The organism is Hymenobacter sediminis (assembly GCF_003231285.1).
In the GTDB taxonomy this organism is placed as follows: Bacteria; Bacteroidota; Bacteroidia; order Cytophagales; family Hymenobacteraceae; genus Hymenobacter; species Hymenobacter sediminis.
The window spans coordinates 962,429-980,367 of record NZ_QKNS01000001.1; the positions used below are offsets into that span (position 1 = coordinate 962,429).

The window sequence follows — 17,939 nt, forward strand, 5'->3', positions numbered from 1 at the left end:
CCCGTGCCGCCTCGACGGCCATCAGCCATGGAAAAAGACCCCTCTCCCCTCGACACCCTCCGCCAGCTCAATGAGTGGCTGGAAAAAGGCCTCATCACGCCCCAGGAGTTCGACACGCTAAAGAAAAAGCTGCTCTTCCCCGAGGCCCCACCCGCGCCGGGGGCTGTGGTGCCACCCCCACCACCCGTAATGCCGGCCCCTGCCGCGGCGACGCTTGTTCCGCCTACCCCTCCGGTTACGGCCAATGTGCCCACGCCCCCAGCTACTACCAGTGGCCCTGTTGAGGACCCCTTGCTGCCTCCGGTTACGTCGCGGCCCCTACATACGCCTTACGTCGCAGATCCGCCCGCGCCGCCCATGGCTACACCGGGTCTTACCCATCCGCTAGAAGCCGGCCGGCCCGGTTCTTCGCCTACCCGTGAGGATGCTTTCGTGCCTTCCAATCAGCCGGTAGGAGAGGAGCCGTTGGAGGAGATAGTAGAAGACGAACCCTACGTGGCACCGCCCAAAAGCCCGCTGGGTACCATCCTGATTGTGGGCGGCATTGTAGCCCTGCTGGCATTAGTAGCCTACCTGATGTGGGGTAACCAGGAGTCGGAGCGGTTGACCAGTACTACGCTTACCGCCGCCGATTCAGTAGCAACTGCCCCGGAAGTTGGTCCCCAGTCGGAGCAGATTGACTTGCCGCCGGTGGCTGCTCCCGAAACGGTGCGCGTTGCGCCAGTAGTGCCTCCGGTTGCTGCTACCCCCACCGACACGGCCAATCCAACCACGTCCGCGCCAGCCCAGGAAGCAGCCCCTACGGCTACCCCCGCAGTAGATGAAAGTGCGGCGCAGGCCCGCATTGAAAGCGTACTGCAGAACTACTACTCTGACCTTCAGGCCGCGCCGTTTTCTGCCTCGGCCTACTTTGCGCCCCGCGTAGAGCGTTTTTATCTGCAGCAAAACACTACCCCGGCAGCCATTAACGCCGAGCTGGAGAAATCACACTTCCCTGAGTTTTTGGAAGGACAGAGCACCATTGAACCTGGCAGCCTGAAAGTGAGCCCCCCAGTCGCCGACGGCTCGCGGGTGGTAACCTTCGTTGAGAAAAGCACTGCCCTGCGGCAGTCCTTGCAGAAGCGCCAGCAAACCTCCGCGCAGGTGCGCGTCCGCTTCGACAAGAACTTTAAAATCGTGTATCTGCGTCAGGAGCGCCTGTTAGAGAACACCTTTATCGAGTAAGCGAGGGTAGCAGCTACGTCAATTCGTAGCCAATTCCTCCGTAATTTTAGGCCGCCAACGCGCGCTACCGGCAATTGGTGGCGCGCGTTGTCTTTTTACCGCCTATTTTCTGTAGTCTGATGCGTACCCGTTTATTCTGTTTGCCTGTGTTGGGAGTTCTGCTGGCGTTGGGTTCCTGCATCAATGTCATCAAGCCGGGTAAGGATTTCACGCGGGCGGTTACACCCTCTGCTCCCGATTACAGCCAAGAAGATAACTGGGCTGCCCTACCTACCCGCCGCGATTCTGCCGATGCCGTGCCACGCAACACGCTCCTGCACGATCAGCAGGCCACGGCTCCGGTTGACGTGTTCTTCGTGCATCCGACCACCTACTACGGTCGCACCCAATGGAACGCCAGCCTCACCGATGCCCGTGTAAACCGTTTCACCGATGCCAGTACTATCCGCAAACAGGCGTCTGCCTTCAACGGTGTCGGCCGCATCTATGCGCCTCGCTACCGGCAGGCTACCTTGTTTTCCTTCTTCGATGAGAAAACAGCCAGCGGTCAGGATGCTCTTAACTTGGCTTACTCCGATGTAAAAACGGCCTTTCAGTACTACCTCGACCACTATAACCAGGGCCGTCCCATCATCATTGCCAGCCATAGCCAGGGCACTTTCCACGCCACGCGTCTGCTCCGTGAGTGTTTCGACCAGAACCCTAAGTTGCGCAAGCAGTTAGTAGCTGCTTACCTTATTGGGTTCAAGGTAAAGCCCGAAGAATATCAGGTGCTACGCCCCTGCGATGATTCTACCCAAACCGGTTGTTACGTGGGCTGGAACACCGTAGAGTGGGGCAACGAGTATCCGCCGTTTCAGGGCGGGGTAGCCGTGAATCCGCTTACCTGGACCCGCGACACTACCGCGGCTTCTGCCAGCCTCAACCTTGGGGGCGTACCCTACAGCTTTGCCGGTCTTGATAAGCAGGTAGTTGATGCCAAGGTTCACAACGGCCTTGTCTGGATTCATCCTACCTCACGCCCCGGCTACCCGCGCTTCCTGCTCCCCGGTCGCCCAGAGTTGCGCCATTCCTTCCACATTGCCGATTATGGTTTGTTCTACAACAACATCCGCCAAAATGCCGCGGCCCGCGTGCGCGCCTACCGCTTGCTGACGTCCGGGGGGTAGGAGGAACAACCCAGTTCTGCCAAACGACTGTTGAAAATCCTTTGGTAATGGTCTAAGTTTATGGATGGGTTATTAGCTGAAAACTGTTGTAATCCATTCCAGAAGTTAAGCTCATCAAATCCGACAAAATCGGTGGCCGCTGCTAAAGCTAGATTGTGTAGCTGATAAGCTATTGATCCAGCATAATAACTGTGAAATGCGATTCTCTTGTTATCATTTTGTTGCGGTTGATTAGGAACTGGTATAGTTCTGATTTCAATCAGGAAATGATATAGAAGATAGCGGTAGGCATCTTTTTGATTTTCCGTCATAGTGTAATAAAGCCAAAAGCCCCCGCTAACTCAAGCTAGCGGGGGCTTTTCGTTCTCCAGGAGTAACTTAGTTGAGAACCGAAGTCTGACCTTTCAGGATCTGACGAGCTACGGCCAGGTTCGTGTCACGGGCGTTTACAGCCAGGTAAATGAACTTATCGCCGGTAGGAGAAAGCTTAATCAGGTGCAGCTGGTCGGTCAAGGTCAACAGAATGTCCTGTACCGTTTGGTTCAGCTTCAAAGCCTGTACAGCTTTCAGCTTTTGTTTTACCACCTCAGTGTTGTAGGCCGCAGCCGTCTCGATGTCGAAATCAGCGAGGTTAGAGTGCGAGGCCAGAGGCATACCAGTTTCAGTTTCCACTACGGCTACAGCCAGTAGGGTAGGCAGTTCGTCCAGAATTTCCTTAATAGCTTGTTTAGGTGTTGACATAAGTCAAAAAAAGTAAATGTGAAAAGCGGTTTATGTTATTCAAAATTGCTGTGCCGACGCAAAACTTCCAAGGCAATAGCCAGGTTCGCATCAGCAAAGCGGATGGCAAGGTAGCAGTACCATTGCCCGTTTCGGAGCGGACGTAAGGTGTGTAGTTGGTCTTCCAACATCATCGTCATATCAGTTAGCGCGCCTCCCGGAATCTGGCGTTTTGCCAGAATGTCGGAGGTTTGCCGAAGCAGCTTAGCGTAGCGCAGGCTAACCTGATTGGGGTTCAATGTTGCTGAAGTAGTATAAGAGGCAAGTACTTTTCCGGAGTGCACTTCTACCACGCAGGCCATGAGCATCTCCGGCAAATCAGCTCGCACGTTCTGAATGAGCGTGTGCGCCTTCTTGCCTGCCTCATCGGACGTACCCACTATAATTTGGCGGATGCTGGGTCTGCTGAGAAAAGGTATCCTCATTTACTAGATGGTACTGTAGAACGATACGCTAAACCAGTGGCTAAAACTGCCACCAATGGCGCTTCTTGGCTTTTGCTTCGCGAGGTAACAAGGTAACGTTGTAGGTCTTCTGGCCTTTCAGTTGTACCTCTTCCTCAGTGTATCCACCGTAGCCGTACTGCAAGTGGTGCGCTTTGTTAGCCGAAACCAAAATCGCATAGTTGCCAGCATTGTCGGTGCTTACGCCTCGGCCCGTTGTGCGGTCCAGTACGGTTGCGCCAACCAGGGGCTTACCATCTTCATTCAGAATTCTGCCACGCATCGTCACCAAACGTACAGCGCTAGTCGAAGATATATCGGCTAAATCAGCTACGGAGGCATCGGCTACTACGGGAATGTTGTCAGTCATTGTGCCAGAGGTCGGAAGATTAGTTCCTGCGAATACGGCACCACCAAGTAAGGCACTTCCTGCAACAAAAGATGCAGCCCGCCGACGAAAACGCTGAGGCTCCGTGCGAATCAAGTCAAACTGCCGCTGAACCCAACCTACAGGCCGAACCTGATGGCCCTGGTTGTTCATTTCATAAAAGCGACGCAGAGTGTCATCGGCCTGATGAGCATTAGCCTGCATGTAGGCGTCTACAGCCTCCGTGTTTTCAATAGACAAATCTCCACGGAGGTAAGCGTCCCGATATACCGGAAGCAACTCACCCGTCGTCGGATGAAAAGGGTTAGCACTTAGTTTCATAAAAGTGAGTTGAAGAAGGTGAAAAAAGGAACCACCTCATAATTGTATTATGAGGTGTACAATATTAATGGCTGAAGGGAACAATAAATAATTAATATTATCATTTATTAGATAAGTCATATATGGATTTTTTCGCTGAACTATAACTGTTGCAAGACTAACCAGGGAACGTAGACGACCAAATCATCTATTGTTTGGTTAAAAAAAAAGTATGTAGGTACTTACTATCTTAGAAAATACAAACGTGTCCCAGTATGGGAATTGCTTTGTCGACTCAAACATGCTGAATATAAGCGTGCTAAGCTCGTCAGTAGCTATACGTAAAAAGTAGTAATTAGGTTTTTCCAAGAAGGGGAAATTTTTATGATACGTAGTTAAACCCAAACAAAAAGCCCCGGCCACTCAAGTGGCCGGGGCTTTTTGTTTGGGTTTAACTACGTATGCTTAGCCTACAATAGCTACGCGTTTGAAGTCCGAAATAGTCAGACCTTTCTGCGTCTTGTCGAGCAGCTGAGCAATGGTAACTGAGTTATCTTTCACGAACTCTTGGTTCAGCAGGGTGTTCTCCTTGTAGAACTTGTTGAGCTTGCCTTGAGCAATTTTCTCCAGCATAGCTTCGGGCTTGCCTTCGGCACGAGCCTGCTCTTTGCCGATTTCAATCTCACGCTCGATGGTAGCCGCATCAACACCGTCTTTGTCAAGAGCAACGGGGCGCATAGCTACAATTTGCATAGCTACGTCGCGGCCAACAGCAGCTACGTCGGCACCGCCTACGTTCTTCATGGCCACTAGCACACCCTTCTTGTTATCCGAGTGGATGTAAGAAGCTACTTTCTCAGACGTTACGTTTTCGTAAGCAACCACGTCCAGCTTCTCGCCGATTTTGCCCATCAGGTCGGTGATGTGCTCCTGCAGGGAACGACCATCTTCCTGAGCAGCAGCCAGCAGCTCCTCTTTCGAGGCAGCGTTAGTTTTTACGGCCGTAGCCAGAATCTGCTGCGCGAGGTTTTTGAAGTCTTCTACTTTCGCAACGGGCTCCGTTTCGCAAGCAAGGGCAATCAATTTGCCATTGGTACCATCTTCGCTAACTGCAGCCAGCACGAGGCCTTCCGAAGTAGTGTTTTCCGAACGCTTGTCGGCAATTTTCTGGCCTTGCTTGCGCAGGATGTCGCGAGCGGCTTCGAAGTCGCCGTTAGCCTCGGTCAGAGCTTTTTTGCAATCCATCATGCCCGCACCGGTCATGGTGCGCAGCTTGTTCACGTCTGCGGCGGTAATTGCTGCCATTGTTGTGAGTTATATGAGGTTGAGAGGGTTTTCTGAGTTGAGCTACTGCCCTTGCCGCCAGAGCGGGGAGAGCAGTTATAGAAAAAGGGAACACCGGAGCCGAGTGCTTCGCATGTTCCCTTTTCCTTAGAGGGCAACTAGCCTATTCGTCGGCGTTCTGCTTCTCTTGGATGCCTTCTTCTTCGGCTTGCTTCTTGTCGGCATCTTCTTTGTCGACTTTCCGCTCCGACAGACCATCTTCGATAGCCTTACCCATTACGCTTACAATCAGCTGGATAGACTTCGAAGCGTCATCGTTAGCCGGGATAGGGAACTGAACCAGCTCGGGGTTCGAGTTCGTATCGCAGATAGCGAATACTGGAATGCCCAGTTTCTGAGCTTCTTTCACAGCAATGTGCTCACGCTTCACGTCTACTACGAACAGAGCGGCGGGCAGGCGGCTCAGGTCAGCGATGCCACCCAGAACGCGCTCCAGCTTCTCGCGCTCACGCGACAGCATCAGACGCTCGCGCTTAGCCAGTGCAGCGTAAGCCGTGTTTTCCTTCACCATCTTGTCGATGGTGCTCATCTTCTTCAGCGACTTGCGAACGGTAGTGAAGTTGGTGAGCATGCCACCCAGCCAACGGTCCGTTACGAAAGGCATTTTCAGGCGCTTCGCTTCTTCCGTTACAATTTCCTGAGCCTGCTTCTTGGTTGCTACGAACATTACCTTGCGGCCGCTCTTAGCAATGTTGCGGATGGCCGCAGCGGCCTGGTCCAGCGAAACAAGCGTTTTGTTCAGGTCGATAATGTGGATGCCGTTCTTCTCCATGAAGATGTACGGCGCCATTTTCGGATCCCACTTGCGCGTAAGGTGACCAAAGTGGGCACCAGCGTCAAGCAGTTCTTTATAAGTGGTGGTCTGAGCCATGATAAGGGTTCCTCTGGAAGATTAGCGTTTCGAGAACTGGAACGAACGACGAGCTTTGCGCTTACCGAATTTCTTACGTTCCACCATGCGCGGGTCGCGGGTCAGGAAGCCTTCTTTCTTCAGCGCTGGGCGAACCTCAGCGTTGTCGCCTACAAGGGCTTTCGAGATGGCCAGACGGATAGCTTCGGCCTGAGCCGAAATGCCACCACCGCGCACGTTTACCTTGATGTCGTACTGACCGACTTGCTCGATCGTCGCCAAAGGCTGGTTCACGATGTTTTCCAGGAGTTCGTTAGCGAAGTACGCTTTGATGTCCCGGCCGTTGATAGTGATATTCCCTTGCCCGGCCTGCATGTAGATGCGGGCCACCGAGGTTTTTCTTCTACCAGAGGTATTGGAGATTTCCATTAAGTGAAGAAGTTAAAGAGGGGCCGAATACGGCTTAGAGATTCGTCAAAGAAACAGCTTTGGGCTGCTGAGCTTCGTGGGGGTGGGTAGCGCCGGCATATACGAACAGGTTCCGGAATTGCTCCGCACCCAGTTTGTTGCCTTGCAGCATGCCACGTACAGCGTGCTCAATCACACGGGTCGAGTCCTTGGCTTTTTTGTCGCGCAGGTTGATGCGCTTCTGACCGCCGGGGTAGCCCGAATGGGTGATGTAGATTTTGTCGGTCATCTTTTTGCCGGTCACGCGCAGGTTGTCGGCGTTGATGACGATGACGTTGTCGCCACAATCCGAGTTGGGCGTGAAGGAGGGCTTGTGCTTGCCACGCAGCATGTTGGCAATTTGGCTGGCCAGACGACCCAGGGTAGCGTCGGCGGCGTCAACCACAACCCAGCCCTTGTTGGCGTTGGCTTTGTTGACGGATACCGTCTTGAAGCTCAGATGATCCATTGGGGAGGAGGATAAGCGTTTGAAAATGAAGAAGAAGCCGAACACGGTTCGGGAAAAACGGACACAAAGTTACCGCCTTTCAGGCAATATGCAAGCTGGTGGCTAATTATTGTCTCTGAAACAGTTGCAGAGTGGCCTCTCCGCCGTGTATGCGTACTTTTAGGGTTGTCTATGCTACCACTCTCATCCTCGCTAACCCTCGCACCAAGGCTCTCCCCAGACCGCCGGGCCCTTGGGCTCCTGTTTACTCTGTTTTTGCTTTCCGTGGGAGTAACTTTCCTGACGCAGGGTACCTACGATTCTGGGGATAGTATCAATCATTACCTCTACGCTCGTTACGCTTTTGAGCACCCAATTAACTTTTTGGAATCGTGGTCAAAGCCGTTGGTAGTGCAGGTGATGGCCATTCCGGCCCAGTTAGGACTGCGGGCTGTAATGGTGTTGCAATGCGTGCTGGTAGCGGCCTCGGCTTGGCTTGCCTACCGATCTGCCTGTATGCTGCGCTTACCCTGGCCGTGGCTAGCTATCCTGTTCTGCTACGCCTCACCCGATTACTTCCGTATTCAGTTCTCAGGGCTGACCGAACCGCTGTTTAGCTTGTTTCTGATTGCAGGGGTAGCGCTGGCCTTGTGTGGGCGCGCCGGACTGGGTGCGGCCGTTGTTTCCTTCTTACCCTTTGCGCGGTCGGAAGGCTTTATTCTGCTCGGCGTGTACGGGTTTTATCTGCTGCTAAGCCGCAACTGGCGGGCGTTGCCCTTGTTGGGTCTGGGGTTTGTGGTGTATGGTGTAGCCGGATTGTTCGTGTACGACGATTTTCTGTGGGTATTGACTCGCAACTCATACCCCCTACGCAACCCTAACTATGGGCACGGAGCGCCCATGCACTTCATCAAAAGCCTCCCGAACACTATTGGATGGGTATTGTTTGGGCTGTTCTGGCTGGGTGGGTTGCGGATGATTTGGGAGTGGCTGCGGCCTCAGTTTCGGCTGCAGCCACGGCTGTTTACCGCAGACCTGCTGTTGGTGTATGGCAATGTGGTGGTCTTCATCACGGCCCACGCTATCTTCTGGACCTACGGAATTTTTGGCTCGCTGGGGTTGGTACGGGTGCTTTGCAGTATTGTGCCTTTGATGAGTCTGGTAGCTTTACGAGGAGTAGCAATGCTCAGCGCGCTGTTCCCCAATCCGGCTGCCCGGCAACGAATTCGGTTGATACTAGCTGTCGCGGTGGTAGGTTTTCTGTTCTGCGGTTCGCGGGTGGCTTTTCGCCTGGAGCGCGACTTTGGCCGCGCTTCCGATCAACTCCTGATTGATGCAGCCGTCCGCTGGGCTAATCGGCAGGGGCCTATGCGGTATGTGACTTACGCGCATCCATACGCGGCGCTGCCACTACAGGTGGATCCTTTCGGCCCCAAGCGGCCTGATTTAATTGCAGTGCATTCCTCGGATTGGCCTTTGCCAGTAGGTACGTATATCTTCTGGGATGAATGGTATGCCATAAAGGAAAAGCAGGTGCCATTCGAGCTTCTGCACAACAATCCAAGCTACCGTTTGCGGTGGCTGGGTGCCGTGCCCCGCAACCGACGCAAGCCCACCGCCGACTCGGTACGCATAGCGGTGTTTGAAAAGATAAAATAGACTGTATGCAAAGTGGCCAGCCTACACTTTCTACACTATTATTGAACAGTTTCTTTAGTGTCATCATTGGAGCCACTATGGTAATACCTGCGGGGCTGATCAATAATGCGCCAGTGCTGTAGCAGCAAGGCGTTCAGCGCGGAAGCCTCCGGGTCTGTAATTGTTTCCCACGACATTACAGCACAATTCATAGGTAGGGAAACTACAGCAGATGTACTATGCGCTAGCTGTTGAAAAGCAACTCGTTCACAGCCGTTATTGTCAGTGATATGAAGCTTATCGGCATTCATAAATATGGCACCAAATAATACTACTAGCCCTATGTACCAACTGCGTTGCCGAGCTGGCAGATTCCTGAGCAAATAATAGCCAGACATGCCATAGAACAACACGAAAGCTAGGATAATAGGTAGGGAGGTGTCGCGGCGTAGCAGATAGGGGCGGTAGGGACGGTAACCACCTAACGGTAACAACAGCACGTAGGCTAGCACAAACCACCCAATATAACGCAGAAACTGGCGTAAACGCTTGTTTTCGGCGGTGACTGGCACTAGGCGCTTTATCAATTGATCATTTAGTAAACACACAGCTAATAGCAACGGTAGTCCTAGCTTTCCGCTAAGCTGATAAAATATACCCATTGGCAGCAGTTTATATCGTTCCCAGAGGGTAGGCGTGGTTATCATGTTCTCTGAATTGTTGCGCCCAATGAAAAGGGAGTACAAGCATAACGCTCCAAAACCAAGCAGAAGGAGTAAAGGGCGCCAGCCTCCAAACTGCGCAATGAACCGATGTCCTAGCCCTACTGAATGATATTGTTTTAAAGCGTATGCTACTATGCCAATTCCTAACACTGCCATAACTCCCGGAATGACCGGACCATTAAAAGCTAGCACAACAGCTAGCACTCCAAGAGCAACTACCCGCCATATAGACCAGCCCTGAGTTTCTCTAAGCCTAGTCCGGTAGAAAGGCAGCAGCCAAAACAGCAGCAGCATGAGCGGGACTGCGTAGAAAAAGGTATAAGTGATGGAATGATCTATGATGCCCATTTGTGCATTGTAGCCTGCTCCTTGAAACAGGGGTAGCAGTAGTGCCGCTGCAATCAGTAGGCGCTTGCTGATAGGACCTTCCTCTGTACAGCAGAATAGGGCCATGCTATATAAAAGCAGCGCCTGTGTCAAGGTTTTGGCTATAGCCGCTGCCGCGTATACGCTGGTAACTGGGTCAGTGAAGATCTGAAGCCAAAGGGGGACGTTGCGAAAATAGCCGGAGAGCAAAGCATGAGCAAAATACCGATTGGGACCAGCGTACTGAGCGTTATTACTAAGCACAGCCCAGCCAAATGGGTCTTGGAGCACACGTTGGTAAGTTGAGCCAGGCAGTACAATAGCTGCTAGGTCACCATCAAGTGGCAACTGGTAATTCTGGATAAAGGAGTAGAGAAGGTCCAGGAGGACAAATAGTGCAAGTAGCCAATATATAAGATTTCGCCGCATAGAAGTAAAGCAAAGAGGAAAGAAAAACGGCGGCTGAATTAGGCCGCCGCTTATCTTACTGAAACAGGAAATAAAGCTTATTGGTATTGCCGCAGGGTTTCAACTAGTACCCGGAAATCTTTGGGATAAGGGGCTTCAATACTTACCTGCTCCCCATTCATCTTCGCGAACGTGAGCTGAGCAGCGTGCAGGGCAAACCGCTTGATAAAGGGCTGCTCTTCCTCGCCCTGCTTCACGTTGAACTTTCGCTTCAACGAGGAAAGGTAAAAATCGTCGCCGCCATACATGCCGTCGCCTACGATAGGAGCCTGCAGGTATGCTAGGTGCAGGCGAATCTGGTGCATGCGGCCAGTGATGGGTTGGCACTCTACCAGCGTGTGGCGGGCATAGGCCTCCAGAGTGCGCACTAGGGTAACAGCAGGCTTGCCCTTGTAAGCTAGACGAGCTTTGCCTTTGGTAGTAGTCTCAATGCTACGGTCTACGCGCAGACCCTCGTACTGGTGCACGCCCCAGGCAACAGCGTGGTACACCTTCTTTACCTCTCGGTTTTCGAACTGCATGGCCAAATGGCGGTAGGCCGCCGGGTTTTTGGCCAGGGCTAGTGCGCCACTGGTTTCCTTATCGAGGCGGTGGCAAGCCTGAATATCGTCGTAGTGCTCCCGCGCCAGGCGCAGAATATTGGGTGCCCCGCCAAACCGCTCATCGAGGGTAGCTAGGAAAGGGGGCTTGTTGATGATGACGAAGTCTTCGTCCTCAAACAGAATCAGGTCGGTGAAATTGGGCAGCTTCATAAAGAGCTGCAAAGGTACTCACTTCTTACGTGGCATCGGCAGCCAACGCCACAGCAGAATTGCGAGGGCGGGGTAGCTTAAATTCTAGCGTAGTGCCTTCCCCTACCTCGCTACGCACCCGGATAGCCGATTTGTGTGCCTCCACAATATGCTTGCTAATAGCCAAGCCAAGCCCAGAGCCACCTGACTCTCTCGATTCGCGGGTGCGGCTTTTGTCAATGCGGTAGAAGCGCTCAAAGATGCGGCTCTGGTGCTCTTTTGGAATACCTTCGCCGTCATCTTGCACGCTGATGCGCACAGCCTTGCCGCTTTCTGCTAAGGACACGGTTACGTGGCCGTTTTCGCGGCCGTACTTAATGGCGTTGTCAATCAGATTAATCAATACCTGCCGGATGCGGTTGCGGTCGGCTACTACGTGCAAGGTTTCGGAGGGCAACTGGGCTAATTCCAGGGTTACGTTGCGCCGGGCCGCTTTCAGCTCCAACTGCTCGAAGATGTCGCGCACCAACTGAGCAATATCAAAGGGCTGACGCCGCATGCGCACTACCCCCTTTTCTAGCTGCGAAATAGTTACCAAGTCCTGCACCAATAAATCCAGCGCATCGAGGCTGGCAGCTGCCTTCTGCAGAAATTTCTTGCGAGTAAACTCGTCGGTGTCGTCATCATCCAGGATGGTATGCACAAAACCTTGAGCCGCGAAAATGGGCGTTTTCAGCTCGTGCGATACATCAGCCAGGAACTCACGGCGCAGTACCTGTAAGCGCTTCAGTTCATCAATTTCCTGCTGCTTGCGCTGAGCCATGTCCAGGATTTCGTCGCGCATACGCTTCAGGGGCTCCGGCCGAAACAGGAATTTGTTCGACATGCGCCGAAACTCCTTGCGCTTGATGTGCTCCAGGCCAGCGTAGATGTTATTGATTTCCCGAAAAATCAGGGCCTCAAACATCAGGTAAAGCAGCAGAAAACAGGTAGCTATAGTAATTCCGGCAACCAGTACACCTTCCCGCGGAGGGAGGGTAGGGCCTAGCCAAGCCAGCGCGGTGAGTACCCCCGCCACCAGCAGCGACAGAATAATAGCAATGGTGCGGGAAGAAACAGTGAGCCGCATAGGTGAAAATAGTGAGTTGGGAAATAGTAAAATGGTGAGTTTAATGTTCTCACGGCGTAGGTGGCGCGGAAACATCAAACTCACCATTTTATTATTTCACTAATTCACCGCTAGTTATCGGTGTTGAATTTGTAGCCTACCCCCTTAATGGTCTGGATGTGGTGGTCGCCTACTTTTTCGCGGACCTTGCGGACGTGTACGTCCACGGTGCGGGCTAACACGAAAACGTCGTTGCCCCAGATGTTCTGCAGCAGCTCGTCGCGGCCGAATACTTTATGGGGAGAGGCGGCCAGGAAGGCCAGCAGTTCAAATTCCTTTTTAGGCAGCGTGATTTTGCGGCCATCCTGATACACAGCGAAGCCAGTGCGGTCAATCTTGAGGCCGTTAATTTCGATGCTGCTGGTTTGGGTTTGCGGGTCTTTGTCGCGGCGCACAAAAGCGGCTAGGCGGCTGAGTAGGGCCCGAGGCTTGATGGGCTTGGCAATAAAGTCGTCGGCGCCGGCTTCAAAGGCAGCTACCTCCGAAAATTCCTCGGCTCGGGCCGTCAGGAAGATGATGTAGGTATCCTTGAAGCGGGGCAACTCCCGGAGCTGGCGGCAGGCAGCAATGCCATCGAGGTGAGGCATCATTACGTCCAGCAGAATAATGTCAGGGCCAAACTGGGGGGCTATTTCGAGTGCCTTGCGGCCATCAGGAGCGCTGGCTACCTCGTAGCCCTCCTTGCGCAGATTGTACTCCAGCAATTCTACGATGTCCGGATCATCATCAACTACCAGGATCTTGTAGGCGTTCGGGGCGACGGTTGGCTGCACGGGGCGAGGTGGTTTGGGGTAAAAAAGAATGCGCGAAGACAAAAGTATTGCCGGCCGGCGGGCACGGCGTATTACGTTTTCATTACTAGCCGCTCGGGCTGTGCGCGGGGCAGGCAGCGGAATGGGCCAAACGTAATCAACTAAGGAAGGAGTGGGCTTGAGGGTGACTGGTGCCGAAACAGTGCGAGGTGTGGGGAGAATGGAGCGTTTGAGAGGTACTAAGGCTTTCTGCATCAGAAAGGTAAGGTCGAGCTAAGGGAAAGGCAATGAAAAAAGAAAAGCGGCCCCCAACGGGAGCCGCTTCGCGCAAGCATCAATTTGTTGCCACCAAATTCAGTCGGTTTCGGAGACCCTTGTATTTGTACATGTCCACCTTAACGGAGCCCACGAACATTTCCGCCTGAATCAGGACCGGTATTTTATTTCGGTCGTCGGAGAGGTACACCGAAACAGCGTTTTCTCCTCTGAAAAGTTTATTGCTAGGCATTTTAGGAACCAGTCGGATAGTGCGGATGACGCCCGCCTTGGTTTCCACGGTTTCCCTACCCTTGTAAATGACATCCATGTTAAAGACATCCTCGTCGAAAAACCCCTGCACCTTGATTACCTCGCCGGGCCGGCGCTGGTCGTAGTTCAGGGTGCGCAGGAAATAAAAGCCGCTGACGAGGTCTTGCACATTGTTAGGCGTCTTGAACGTGCCCTTCTTGACATCGTTCTTGTCCTTTTTATGGCTTTCTACATTGGCTACGTCCCGCAGATGGTCAAAGTCAACCGTTTCGCGCTTACGATAATTCTTCTCCTCAATATTGCGGTAAAAGCGCTGCGGCAGAATACTAGTCGTATCGATGTAGGAGCGCCACGTATCCCGGATGCGAAGGAAATAGTCGAAAGAGCCTAGCGTGCGCCCCGTAACAGTGGCGCGGTAGCAAGGCCGCTCGTTTATTCGATGCACCGCGTCATCTACCTCAATAGTGGCTTCAGCCGCGTTAATAAGCCCGTAGTGCACTTTGTATTGAAGCACTTCGCCTCGCTCAAAGCTGTTATTAGCAATAGTGCGGGTCGGCTCAGAAGACGGGCCAAAAGCCGTAAGTACCGCTGCTAAAGGCAGCGCGCATACAGGAAACAAGAGCCAGCGGCGAATCATGTAAGAGCGGCAAAATAAAGGTGTAGCCGGTACCTTCTCAAATGCGGTGCCAGCAAAGATAATCGGATTCTAACAGGGCAAAAAATAGGCTGTACGAAAAGAGCTGCTCCAATGATGAAAGCACAAAATGTAGCACTGCTACTGAGGTTTCAGTCGATTTGAGGGGATAGGAGTCAAGGTTGAAGCAAAACACAAAAAAAGCCCCGCTAACAATTAGCGGGGCTTTTCAGAACCAGACGGTTGAACGTCTTACAGGTCTACAGTTTCATCATCGTCCATGGAGCGGTCCTCGGGAATAGCGGCCAGTGCTTCCTCCGGGTCGCCTTTCACTTTGGCGCGAATCTGAGCTTCGATTTTGTCGGCTAGCTCAGGGTTGTCGAGCAACACAGTTTTCACACCTTCGCGGCCTTGGCCCAAGCGGTTGCCATCATAGGAGAACCAGGAGCCTGACTTGGCAATGATACCCATGTCAACGCCCAAGTCCAGGATTTCGCCCACTTTCGAGATGCCCTCGTTGTAGATGATATCGAACTCGATAACCTTGAAGGGAGGAGCTACCTTGTTCTTTACCACCTTCACCTTGGTGCGGTTACCAGTTACGTTGTCCTTGTCTTCCTTGATCTGGCCGATACGACGGATGTCGAGGCGAACTGAAGCGTAGAACTTCAGGGCATTACCACCAGTAGTGGTTTCGGGCGAGCCGAACATTACCCCAATTTTCTCACGCAGCTGGTTGATGAAAATGCACAGGCAGTTGGTCTTATTGATCGTGCCGGTGAGCTTACGCAGAGCCTGCGACATTAGACGAGCGTGCAAACCTACCTTGGAGTCACCCATGTCGCCTTCTAGTTCGCCTTTCGGCACCAGTGCGGCCACGGAGTCAATTACAATAATGTCGATAGCACCTGAGGAAATCAGCTGGTCGGCAATTTCCAGGGCTTGCTCACCATTGTCGGGCTGAGCGATGAGCAGGTTTTCGGTGTCGATACCCAGCTTTTTGGCATACAGCGGGTCAAAGGCGTGCTCGGCGTCGATGAAGGCCGCAATGCCACCTTTCTTCTGTGCTTCGGCAATAGCGTGCATGGTCAGCGTCGTCTTACCCGACGATTCCGGACCGTAAATCTCAACCACGCGGCCTTTAGGCAAACCGCCTACACCCAGGGCAATATCCAGACCCAACGAACCGGTGCTGATGACTTCAACGTCCATCACCTTGTTGTCGCTGAGCTTCATTACAGTGCCTTTGCCGTAGTTCTTATCCAGCTTGTCCAGGGTCAACTGGAGGGCTTTCATTTTCTCGGCGTTGGCGTTGACGGCCTTGTCAGTAGTTGCAGCCATTATATAGGAGGGGTTGTTTGGAAATGCTTAGGTTTGGTGAATGTAGGCCTTTTTCGCTCGGCTGCACAACGGCGCCCGAAGCCTGCCGGAACTACACTGCCGGGCCCTTTTCGGGTCGGCTAGTAGTAACGCACCTGGGCTATATTTTGTGCCCACAATGCTAAAAAAATTCGTTGAGTTTAGTAAGTTTTTCCTGTGCTAAAATTTTTGGGAAATAGCTCATTTTATACCTCTCTGATACTGACGTTGGTAGGGTGGCTCGGTAGTACGGGGGTAGGGTTTGGACAGCTGAATAACCGAGCATTTATTTCCTCTCGGCCTGGCGCGGCTCATTCTTATGTGAGTGGTCCTGATTCCGGGCGCTTACTGCCTGGAGACACAATAGGGGGTAGGCAGGCCGAAGAATATCCGGCTGAAGAAGCCGGTGACCTGCGCATTTCACTGAACGCCTTCACCTTCTTCAAAGACAACGAGTATTTCAACAGCATTGTGGAGGGTTACACGCTGTTTGGCACCCAGCTGAATCCGCAGTTGGTGTACTACCCTACGGCCAACCTGCGACTGGAAGGCGGCGTGTTTCTGTGGAAGGATTTCGGCACGGCACGGCTGCGGCAGGTGCGGCCCACGTTCCGGGCTACGTATGCCAAAGGGGCGCACACTATTGTGCTGGGCAACATTCAGCCCCACTTGTATCATGGCTACATTGAGCCGTTGTTCAACTTCGAGCGGGTTATTTCAAGGCCTCTGGAAGAAGGCCTGCAGTACCGCTACAACTCCGGCCGCGTGGGCCTGGATGTATGGGTGGACTGGCAGCGGCAGCAGTATCGGTACAGCAACTACCAAGAAGAAATTGCCGGTGGCCTCAGTGGCTCTGTGCGCCTGACCGGCAACAACAGCCCTGTCACCCTTTTCCTACCCCTCCAATTCACGGCAACCCACCGCGGCGGGCAGATTGATACCATCAACCGGCCGCTACAAACCCTGTTCAATGGAGCCACGGGCCTGGAGGCGCGCTATCAGCTACCCAACAAACGCACGGCGCTGCGCCTGCAGGCCTACGGGGTGGGTTTCTACGATAAGTCGTTTACCTATGAACTGCCCTACAAGCGGGGCGCGGCGCTCTACCTTAACGGAACCGTAGAAACCCGCTTGCTGGATGTGATGCTCAGCTACTGGCAGGGGCAGCGCTACCTCTCGCCCTTAGGCGGCGACCTATACCAATCGGCCTCCCGTAGCGTGACGAGCCCCGACTACCGGCAGCCTAACCGCCAGCTGCTGTTTGTGCGCCTGATGCGCGACTTTTCCCTGGGCGAGGCTGCCGCTATTACCGTGCGTGTAGAGCCGGTGCATGATTTCAAGGAGAATATTACCGACTTCTCCTTTGGGGTCTATTTGAACTTCCGGCAGGAGTGGCTGCTGGGCAACGTGGGCCAGCGGATGCGTTTCCGCTAGATGGTTTGCTGCTCCCGCTTGAGGTAGTAATACAGAATATCCGATGAAGCTAGGGCCCGCAGCGGCCAAGGGCGTGGCCGTGGCGGCAGGTGTTGGAATCCTACTGCTTCGGCTACTGCGCAGCTTCGGGGGTTGTTGGCACGGCACCGAACCAATAGGTGGGAGGCGTTCAGCGTGTCGAAGCCAAAGCCAACCACGGCCCCCAGCGCCTCCCGGGCATAGCCTTGGCCTTCGGCAGCTTCGGCGAGGTAGTACCCAATTTCCAGGGTCACGGGCGCCGACCAGTTAGGCTTCAGGCTGATGTCGCCGAGGTAGCGGCTAGTGGCTGTGTCCCAGATGCCTAGCACGTACAGGCGGCCCGAAGCCCAATCTTGCCGAAACTGAGCCAGCACCTGCACGGCATCGGTAGGCGCCCTTACCGCAGCCTCCCGCGCCGGAAAGGAAGGCTGGAGGCGTAGCCGGTTCTGGTCAATCAGTTGGAAGAAGTCGGTAGTATCGGAAGGCAGGTAGGGACGCAGGGTAAGCCGCGCCGAAAGGATGGGCGCACCGGAGGGGGTAGGCAAAGGCGGAGCGACGTCGTACATGATTTGGAGAATACGGCTGCAAGGAGTACGGCGGATGCCGTGACAATGGCCAAATCGGGGTTTGAGGGAAGCACACATAGAAACCCCTGCGCCCGTCAGCCGTTGAAAAGCACCATCTAGCTACTGGCGAAGTACTTGCCAAAGCTTAGATACCTGCTT

19 protein-coding genes are annotated in these 17,939 nt (G+C 53.5%); 4 read left to right on the forward strand and 15 right to left on the reverse strand.

What is annotated here, in order from left to right:
• Positions 1-27 precede the first annotated feature (27 nt).
• Positions 28-1,224, forward strand: coding sequence for an SHOCT domain-containing protein (locus DNI29_RS04130; protein WP_110976779.1), 1,197 nt, complete (start codon positions 28-30; stop codon positions 1,222-1,224).
• Positions 1,225-1,343: 119 nt separating this feature from the next.
• Complete coding sequence (locus tag DNI29_RS04135) at positions 1,344-2,393, forward strand: DUF3089 domain-containing protein (protein WP_110976780.1); 1,050 nt, start codon at positions 1,344-1,346, stop codon at positions 2,391-2,393.
• Here DNI29_RS04135 and DNI29_RS24035 read toward each other — a convergent pair.
• The 8 genes from DNI29_RS24035 to rplM form a co-directional block, all read right to left on the reverse strand.
• Positions 2,366-2,704 (reverse strand): hypothetical protein, encoded by a 339-nt coding sequence (locus tag DNI29_RS24035; protein WP_123823062.1) that lies wholly within the window; start codon positions 2,702-2,704, stop codon positions 2,366-2,368. The genes DNI29_RS04135 and DNI29_RS24035 overlap by 28 nt on opposite strands.
• Before the next feature lie 67 nt (positions 2,705-2,771).
• Positions 2,772-3,134: a hypothetical protein gene (locus tag DNI29_RS04140; protein ID WP_110976781.1), complete on the reverse strand. Its 363-nt coding sequence runs from the start codon at positions 3,132-3,134 to the stop codon at positions 2,772-2,774.
• A gap of 35 nt (positions 3,135-3,169) precedes the next feature.
• Positions 3,170-3,598, reverse strand: coding sequence for a hypothetical protein (locus DNI29_RS04145; protein WP_110976782.1), 429 nt, complete (start codon positions 3,596-3,598; stop codon positions 3,170-3,172).
• A 40-nt stretch (positions 3,599-3,638) separates the two neighbouring features.
• On the reverse strand, positions 3,639-4,325 hold the full coding sequence (locus DNI29_RS04150) for a carboxypeptidase-like regulatory domain-containing protein (RefSeq protein WP_110976783.1): 687 nt from the start codon (positions 4,323-4,325) through the stop codon (positions 3,639-3,641).
• A gap of 444 nt (positions 4,326-4,769) precedes the next feature.
• Positions 4,770-5,609 carry a translation elongation factor Ts gene (gene tsf / locus DNI29_RS04155; protein ID WP_110976784.1) on the reverse strand — a complete coding sequence of 280 codons (840 nt, stop codon included), beginning with the start codon at positions 5,607-5,609 and terminating at the stop codon, positions 4,770-4,772.
• A 142-nt stretch (positions 5,610-5,751) separates the two neighbouring features.
• Positions 5,752-6,519 (reverse strand): 30S ribosomal protein S2, encoded by a 768-nt coding sequence (gene rpsB, locus DNI29_RS04160; RefSeq protein WP_110976785.1) that lies wholly within the window; start codon positions 6,517-6,519, stop codon positions 5,752-5,754.
• A 21-nt stretch (positions 6,520-6,540) separates the two neighbouring features.
• Entirely contained in the window at positions 6,541-6,927 is a 387-nt protein-coding gene (rpsI, locus tag DNI29_RS04165) for a 30S ribosomal protein S9 (RefSeq protein WP_110976786.1), read from the reverse strand.
• A gap of 34 nt (positions 6,928-6,961) precedes the next feature.
• Positions 6,962-7,414 (reverse strand): 50S ribosomal protein L13, encoded by a 453-nt coding sequence (gene rplM, locus DNI29_RS04170; protein ID WP_110976787.1) that lies wholly within the window; start codon positions 7,412-7,414, stop codon positions 6,962-6,964.
• Positions 7,415-7,678: 264 nt separating this feature from the next.
• Here rplM and DNI29_RS04175 point away from each other — a divergent pair, with 264 nt between their 5' ends.
• The gene (locus DNI29_RS04175; protein WP_123823063.1) at positions 7,679-9,052 is read left to right on the forward strand and encodes a hypothetical protein; all 1,374 of its coding nucleotides are present in this window, start codon (positions 7,679-7,681) and stop codon (positions 9,050-9,052) included.
• 38 nt (positions 9,053-9,090) lie between these two features.
• Here DNI29_RS04175 and DNI29_RS04180 read toward each other — a convergent pair whose 3' ends face one another.
• From DNI29_RS04180 to recA, 6 genes are all read right to left on the reverse strand, one after another.
• The gene (locus DNI29_RS04180) at positions 9,091-10,551 is read right to left on the reverse strand and encodes a hypothetical protein (RefSeq protein WP_110976789.1); all 1,461 of its coding nucleotides are present in this window, start codon (positions 10,549-10,551) and stop codon (positions 9,091-9,093) included.
• 77 nt (positions 10,552-10,628) lie between these two features.
• Positions 10,629-11,342, reverse strand: a complete 714-nt coding sequence (locus DNI29_RS04185) for an RluA family pseudouridine synthase (RefSeq protein WP_202910365.1) — start codon at positions 11,340-11,342, stop codon at positions 10,629-10,631.
• A gap of 25 nt (positions 11,343-11,367) precedes the next feature.
• Complete coding sequence (locus tag DNI29_RS04190; protein ID WP_110976791.1) at positions 11,368-12,450, reverse strand: sensor histidine kinase; 1,083 nt, start codon at positions 12,448-12,450, stop codon at positions 11,368-11,370.
• A 110-nt stretch (positions 12,451-12,560) separates the two neighbouring features.
• Positions 12,561-13,262 carry a response regulator transcription factor gene (locus DNI29_RS04195; RefSeq protein ID WP_238387994.1) on the reverse strand — a complete coding sequence of 234 codons (702 nt, stop codon included), beginning with the start codon at positions 13,260-13,262 and terminating at the stop codon, positions 12,561-12,563.
• Positions 13,263-13,575: 313 nt separating this feature from the next.
• Positions 13,576-14,406, reverse strand: a complete 831-nt coding sequence (locus tag DNI29_RS04200) for a DUF3108 domain-containing protein (RefSeq protein ID WP_110976793.1) — start codon at positions 14,404-14,406, stop codon at positions 13,576-13,578.
• Between the two features lie 249 nt (positions 14,407-14,655).
• Positions 14,656-15,744, reverse strand: coding sequence for a recombinase RecA (gene recA, locus DNI29_RS04205; RefSeq protein ID WP_110976794.1), 1,089 nt, complete (start codon positions 15,742-15,744; stop codon positions 14,656-14,658).
• 339 nt (positions 15,745-16,083) lie between these two features.
• Between recA and DNI29_RS04210 the strand changes: the two genes are divergently transcribed.
• Positions 16,084-17,196 (forward strand): lipid A deacylase, encoded by a 1,113-nt coding sequence (locus tag DNI29_RS04210; protein WP_110976795.1) that lies wholly within the window; start codon positions 16,084-16,086, stop codon positions 17,194-17,196.
• Here the strand turns inward: DNI29_RS04210 and DNI29_RS04215 are convergent.
• Entirely contained in the window at positions 17,193-17,780 is a 588-nt protein-coding gene (locus DNI29_RS04215) for a GNAT family N-acetyltransferase (RefSeq protein WP_162303500.1), read from the reverse strand. The two genes, DNI29_RS04210 and DNI29_RS04215, sit on opposite strands and share 4 nt — an antisense overlap.
• Positions 17,781-17,939 lie beyond the last annotated feature (159 nt).

Bases quoted from the DNA above. Each gene is read 5' to 3' on its own strand.
- DNI29_RS04150 (WP_110976783.1), bottom strand. From the start codon at position 4,325: ATGAAACTAAGTGCTAACCCTTTTCATCCGACGACGGGTGAGTTGCTT.
- DNI29_RS04135 (WP_110976780.1), top strand. From the start codon at position 1,344: ATGCGTACCCGTTTATTCTGTTTGCCTGTGTTGGGAGTTCTGCTGGCG.
- DNI29_RS04215 (WP_162303500.1), bottom strand. From the start codon at position 17,780: ATGTACGACGTCGCTCCGCCTTTGCCTACCCCCTCCGGTGCGCCCATC.
- DNI29_RS04180 (WP_110976789.1), bottom strand. From the start codon at position 10,551: ATGCGGCGAAATCTTATATATTGGCTACTTGCACTATTTGTCCTCCTG.
- recA (WP_110976794.1), bottom strand. From the start codon at position 15,744: ATGGCTGCAACTACTGACAAGGCCGTCAACGCCAACGCCGAGAAAATG.
- DNI29_RS04145 (WP_110976782.1), bottom strand. From the start codon at position 3,598: ATGAGGATACCTTTTCTCAGCAGACCCAGCATCCGCCAAATTATAGTG.
- DNI29_RS04140 (WP_110976781.1), bottom strand. From the start codon at position 3,134: ATGTCAACACCTAAACAAGCTATTAAGGAAATTCTGGACGAACTGCCT.
- DNI29_RS04190 (WP_110976791.1), bottom strand. From the start codon at position 12,450: ATGCGGCTCACTGTTTCTTCCCGCACCATTGCTATTATTCTGTCGCTG.
- rplM (WP_110976787.1), bottom strand. From the start codon at position 7,414: ATGGATCATCTGAGCTTCAAGACGGTATCCGTCAACAAAGCCAACGCC.
- rpsI (WP_110976786.1), bottom strand. From the start codon at position 6,927: ATGGAAATCTCCAATACCTCTGGTAGAAGAAAAACCTCGGTGGCCCGC.
- tsf (WP_110976784.1), bottom strand. From the start codon at position 5,609: ATGGCAGCAATTACCGCCGCAGACGTGAACAAGCTGCGCACCATGACC.
- DNI29_RS04130 (WP_110976779.1), top strand. From the start codon at position 28: ATGGAAAAAGACCCCTCTCCCCTCGACACCCTCCGCCAGCTCAATGAG.
- DNI29_RS04185 (WP_202910365.1), bottom strand. From the start codon at position 11,342: ATGAAGCTGCCCAATTTCACCGACCTGATTCTGTTTGAGGACGAAGAC.
- DNI29_RS04200 (WP_110976793.1), bottom strand. From the start codon at position 14,406: ATGATTCGCCGCTGGCTCTTGTTTCCTGTATGCGCGCTGCCTTTAGCA.
- DNI29_RS24035 (WP_123823062.1), bottom strand. From the start codon at position 2,704: ATGACGGAAAATCAAAAAGATGCCTACCGCTATCTTCTATATCATTTC.
- rpsB (WP_110976785.1), bottom strand. From the start codon at position 6,519: ATGGCTCAGACCACCACTTATAAAGAACTGCTTGACGCTGGTGCCCAC.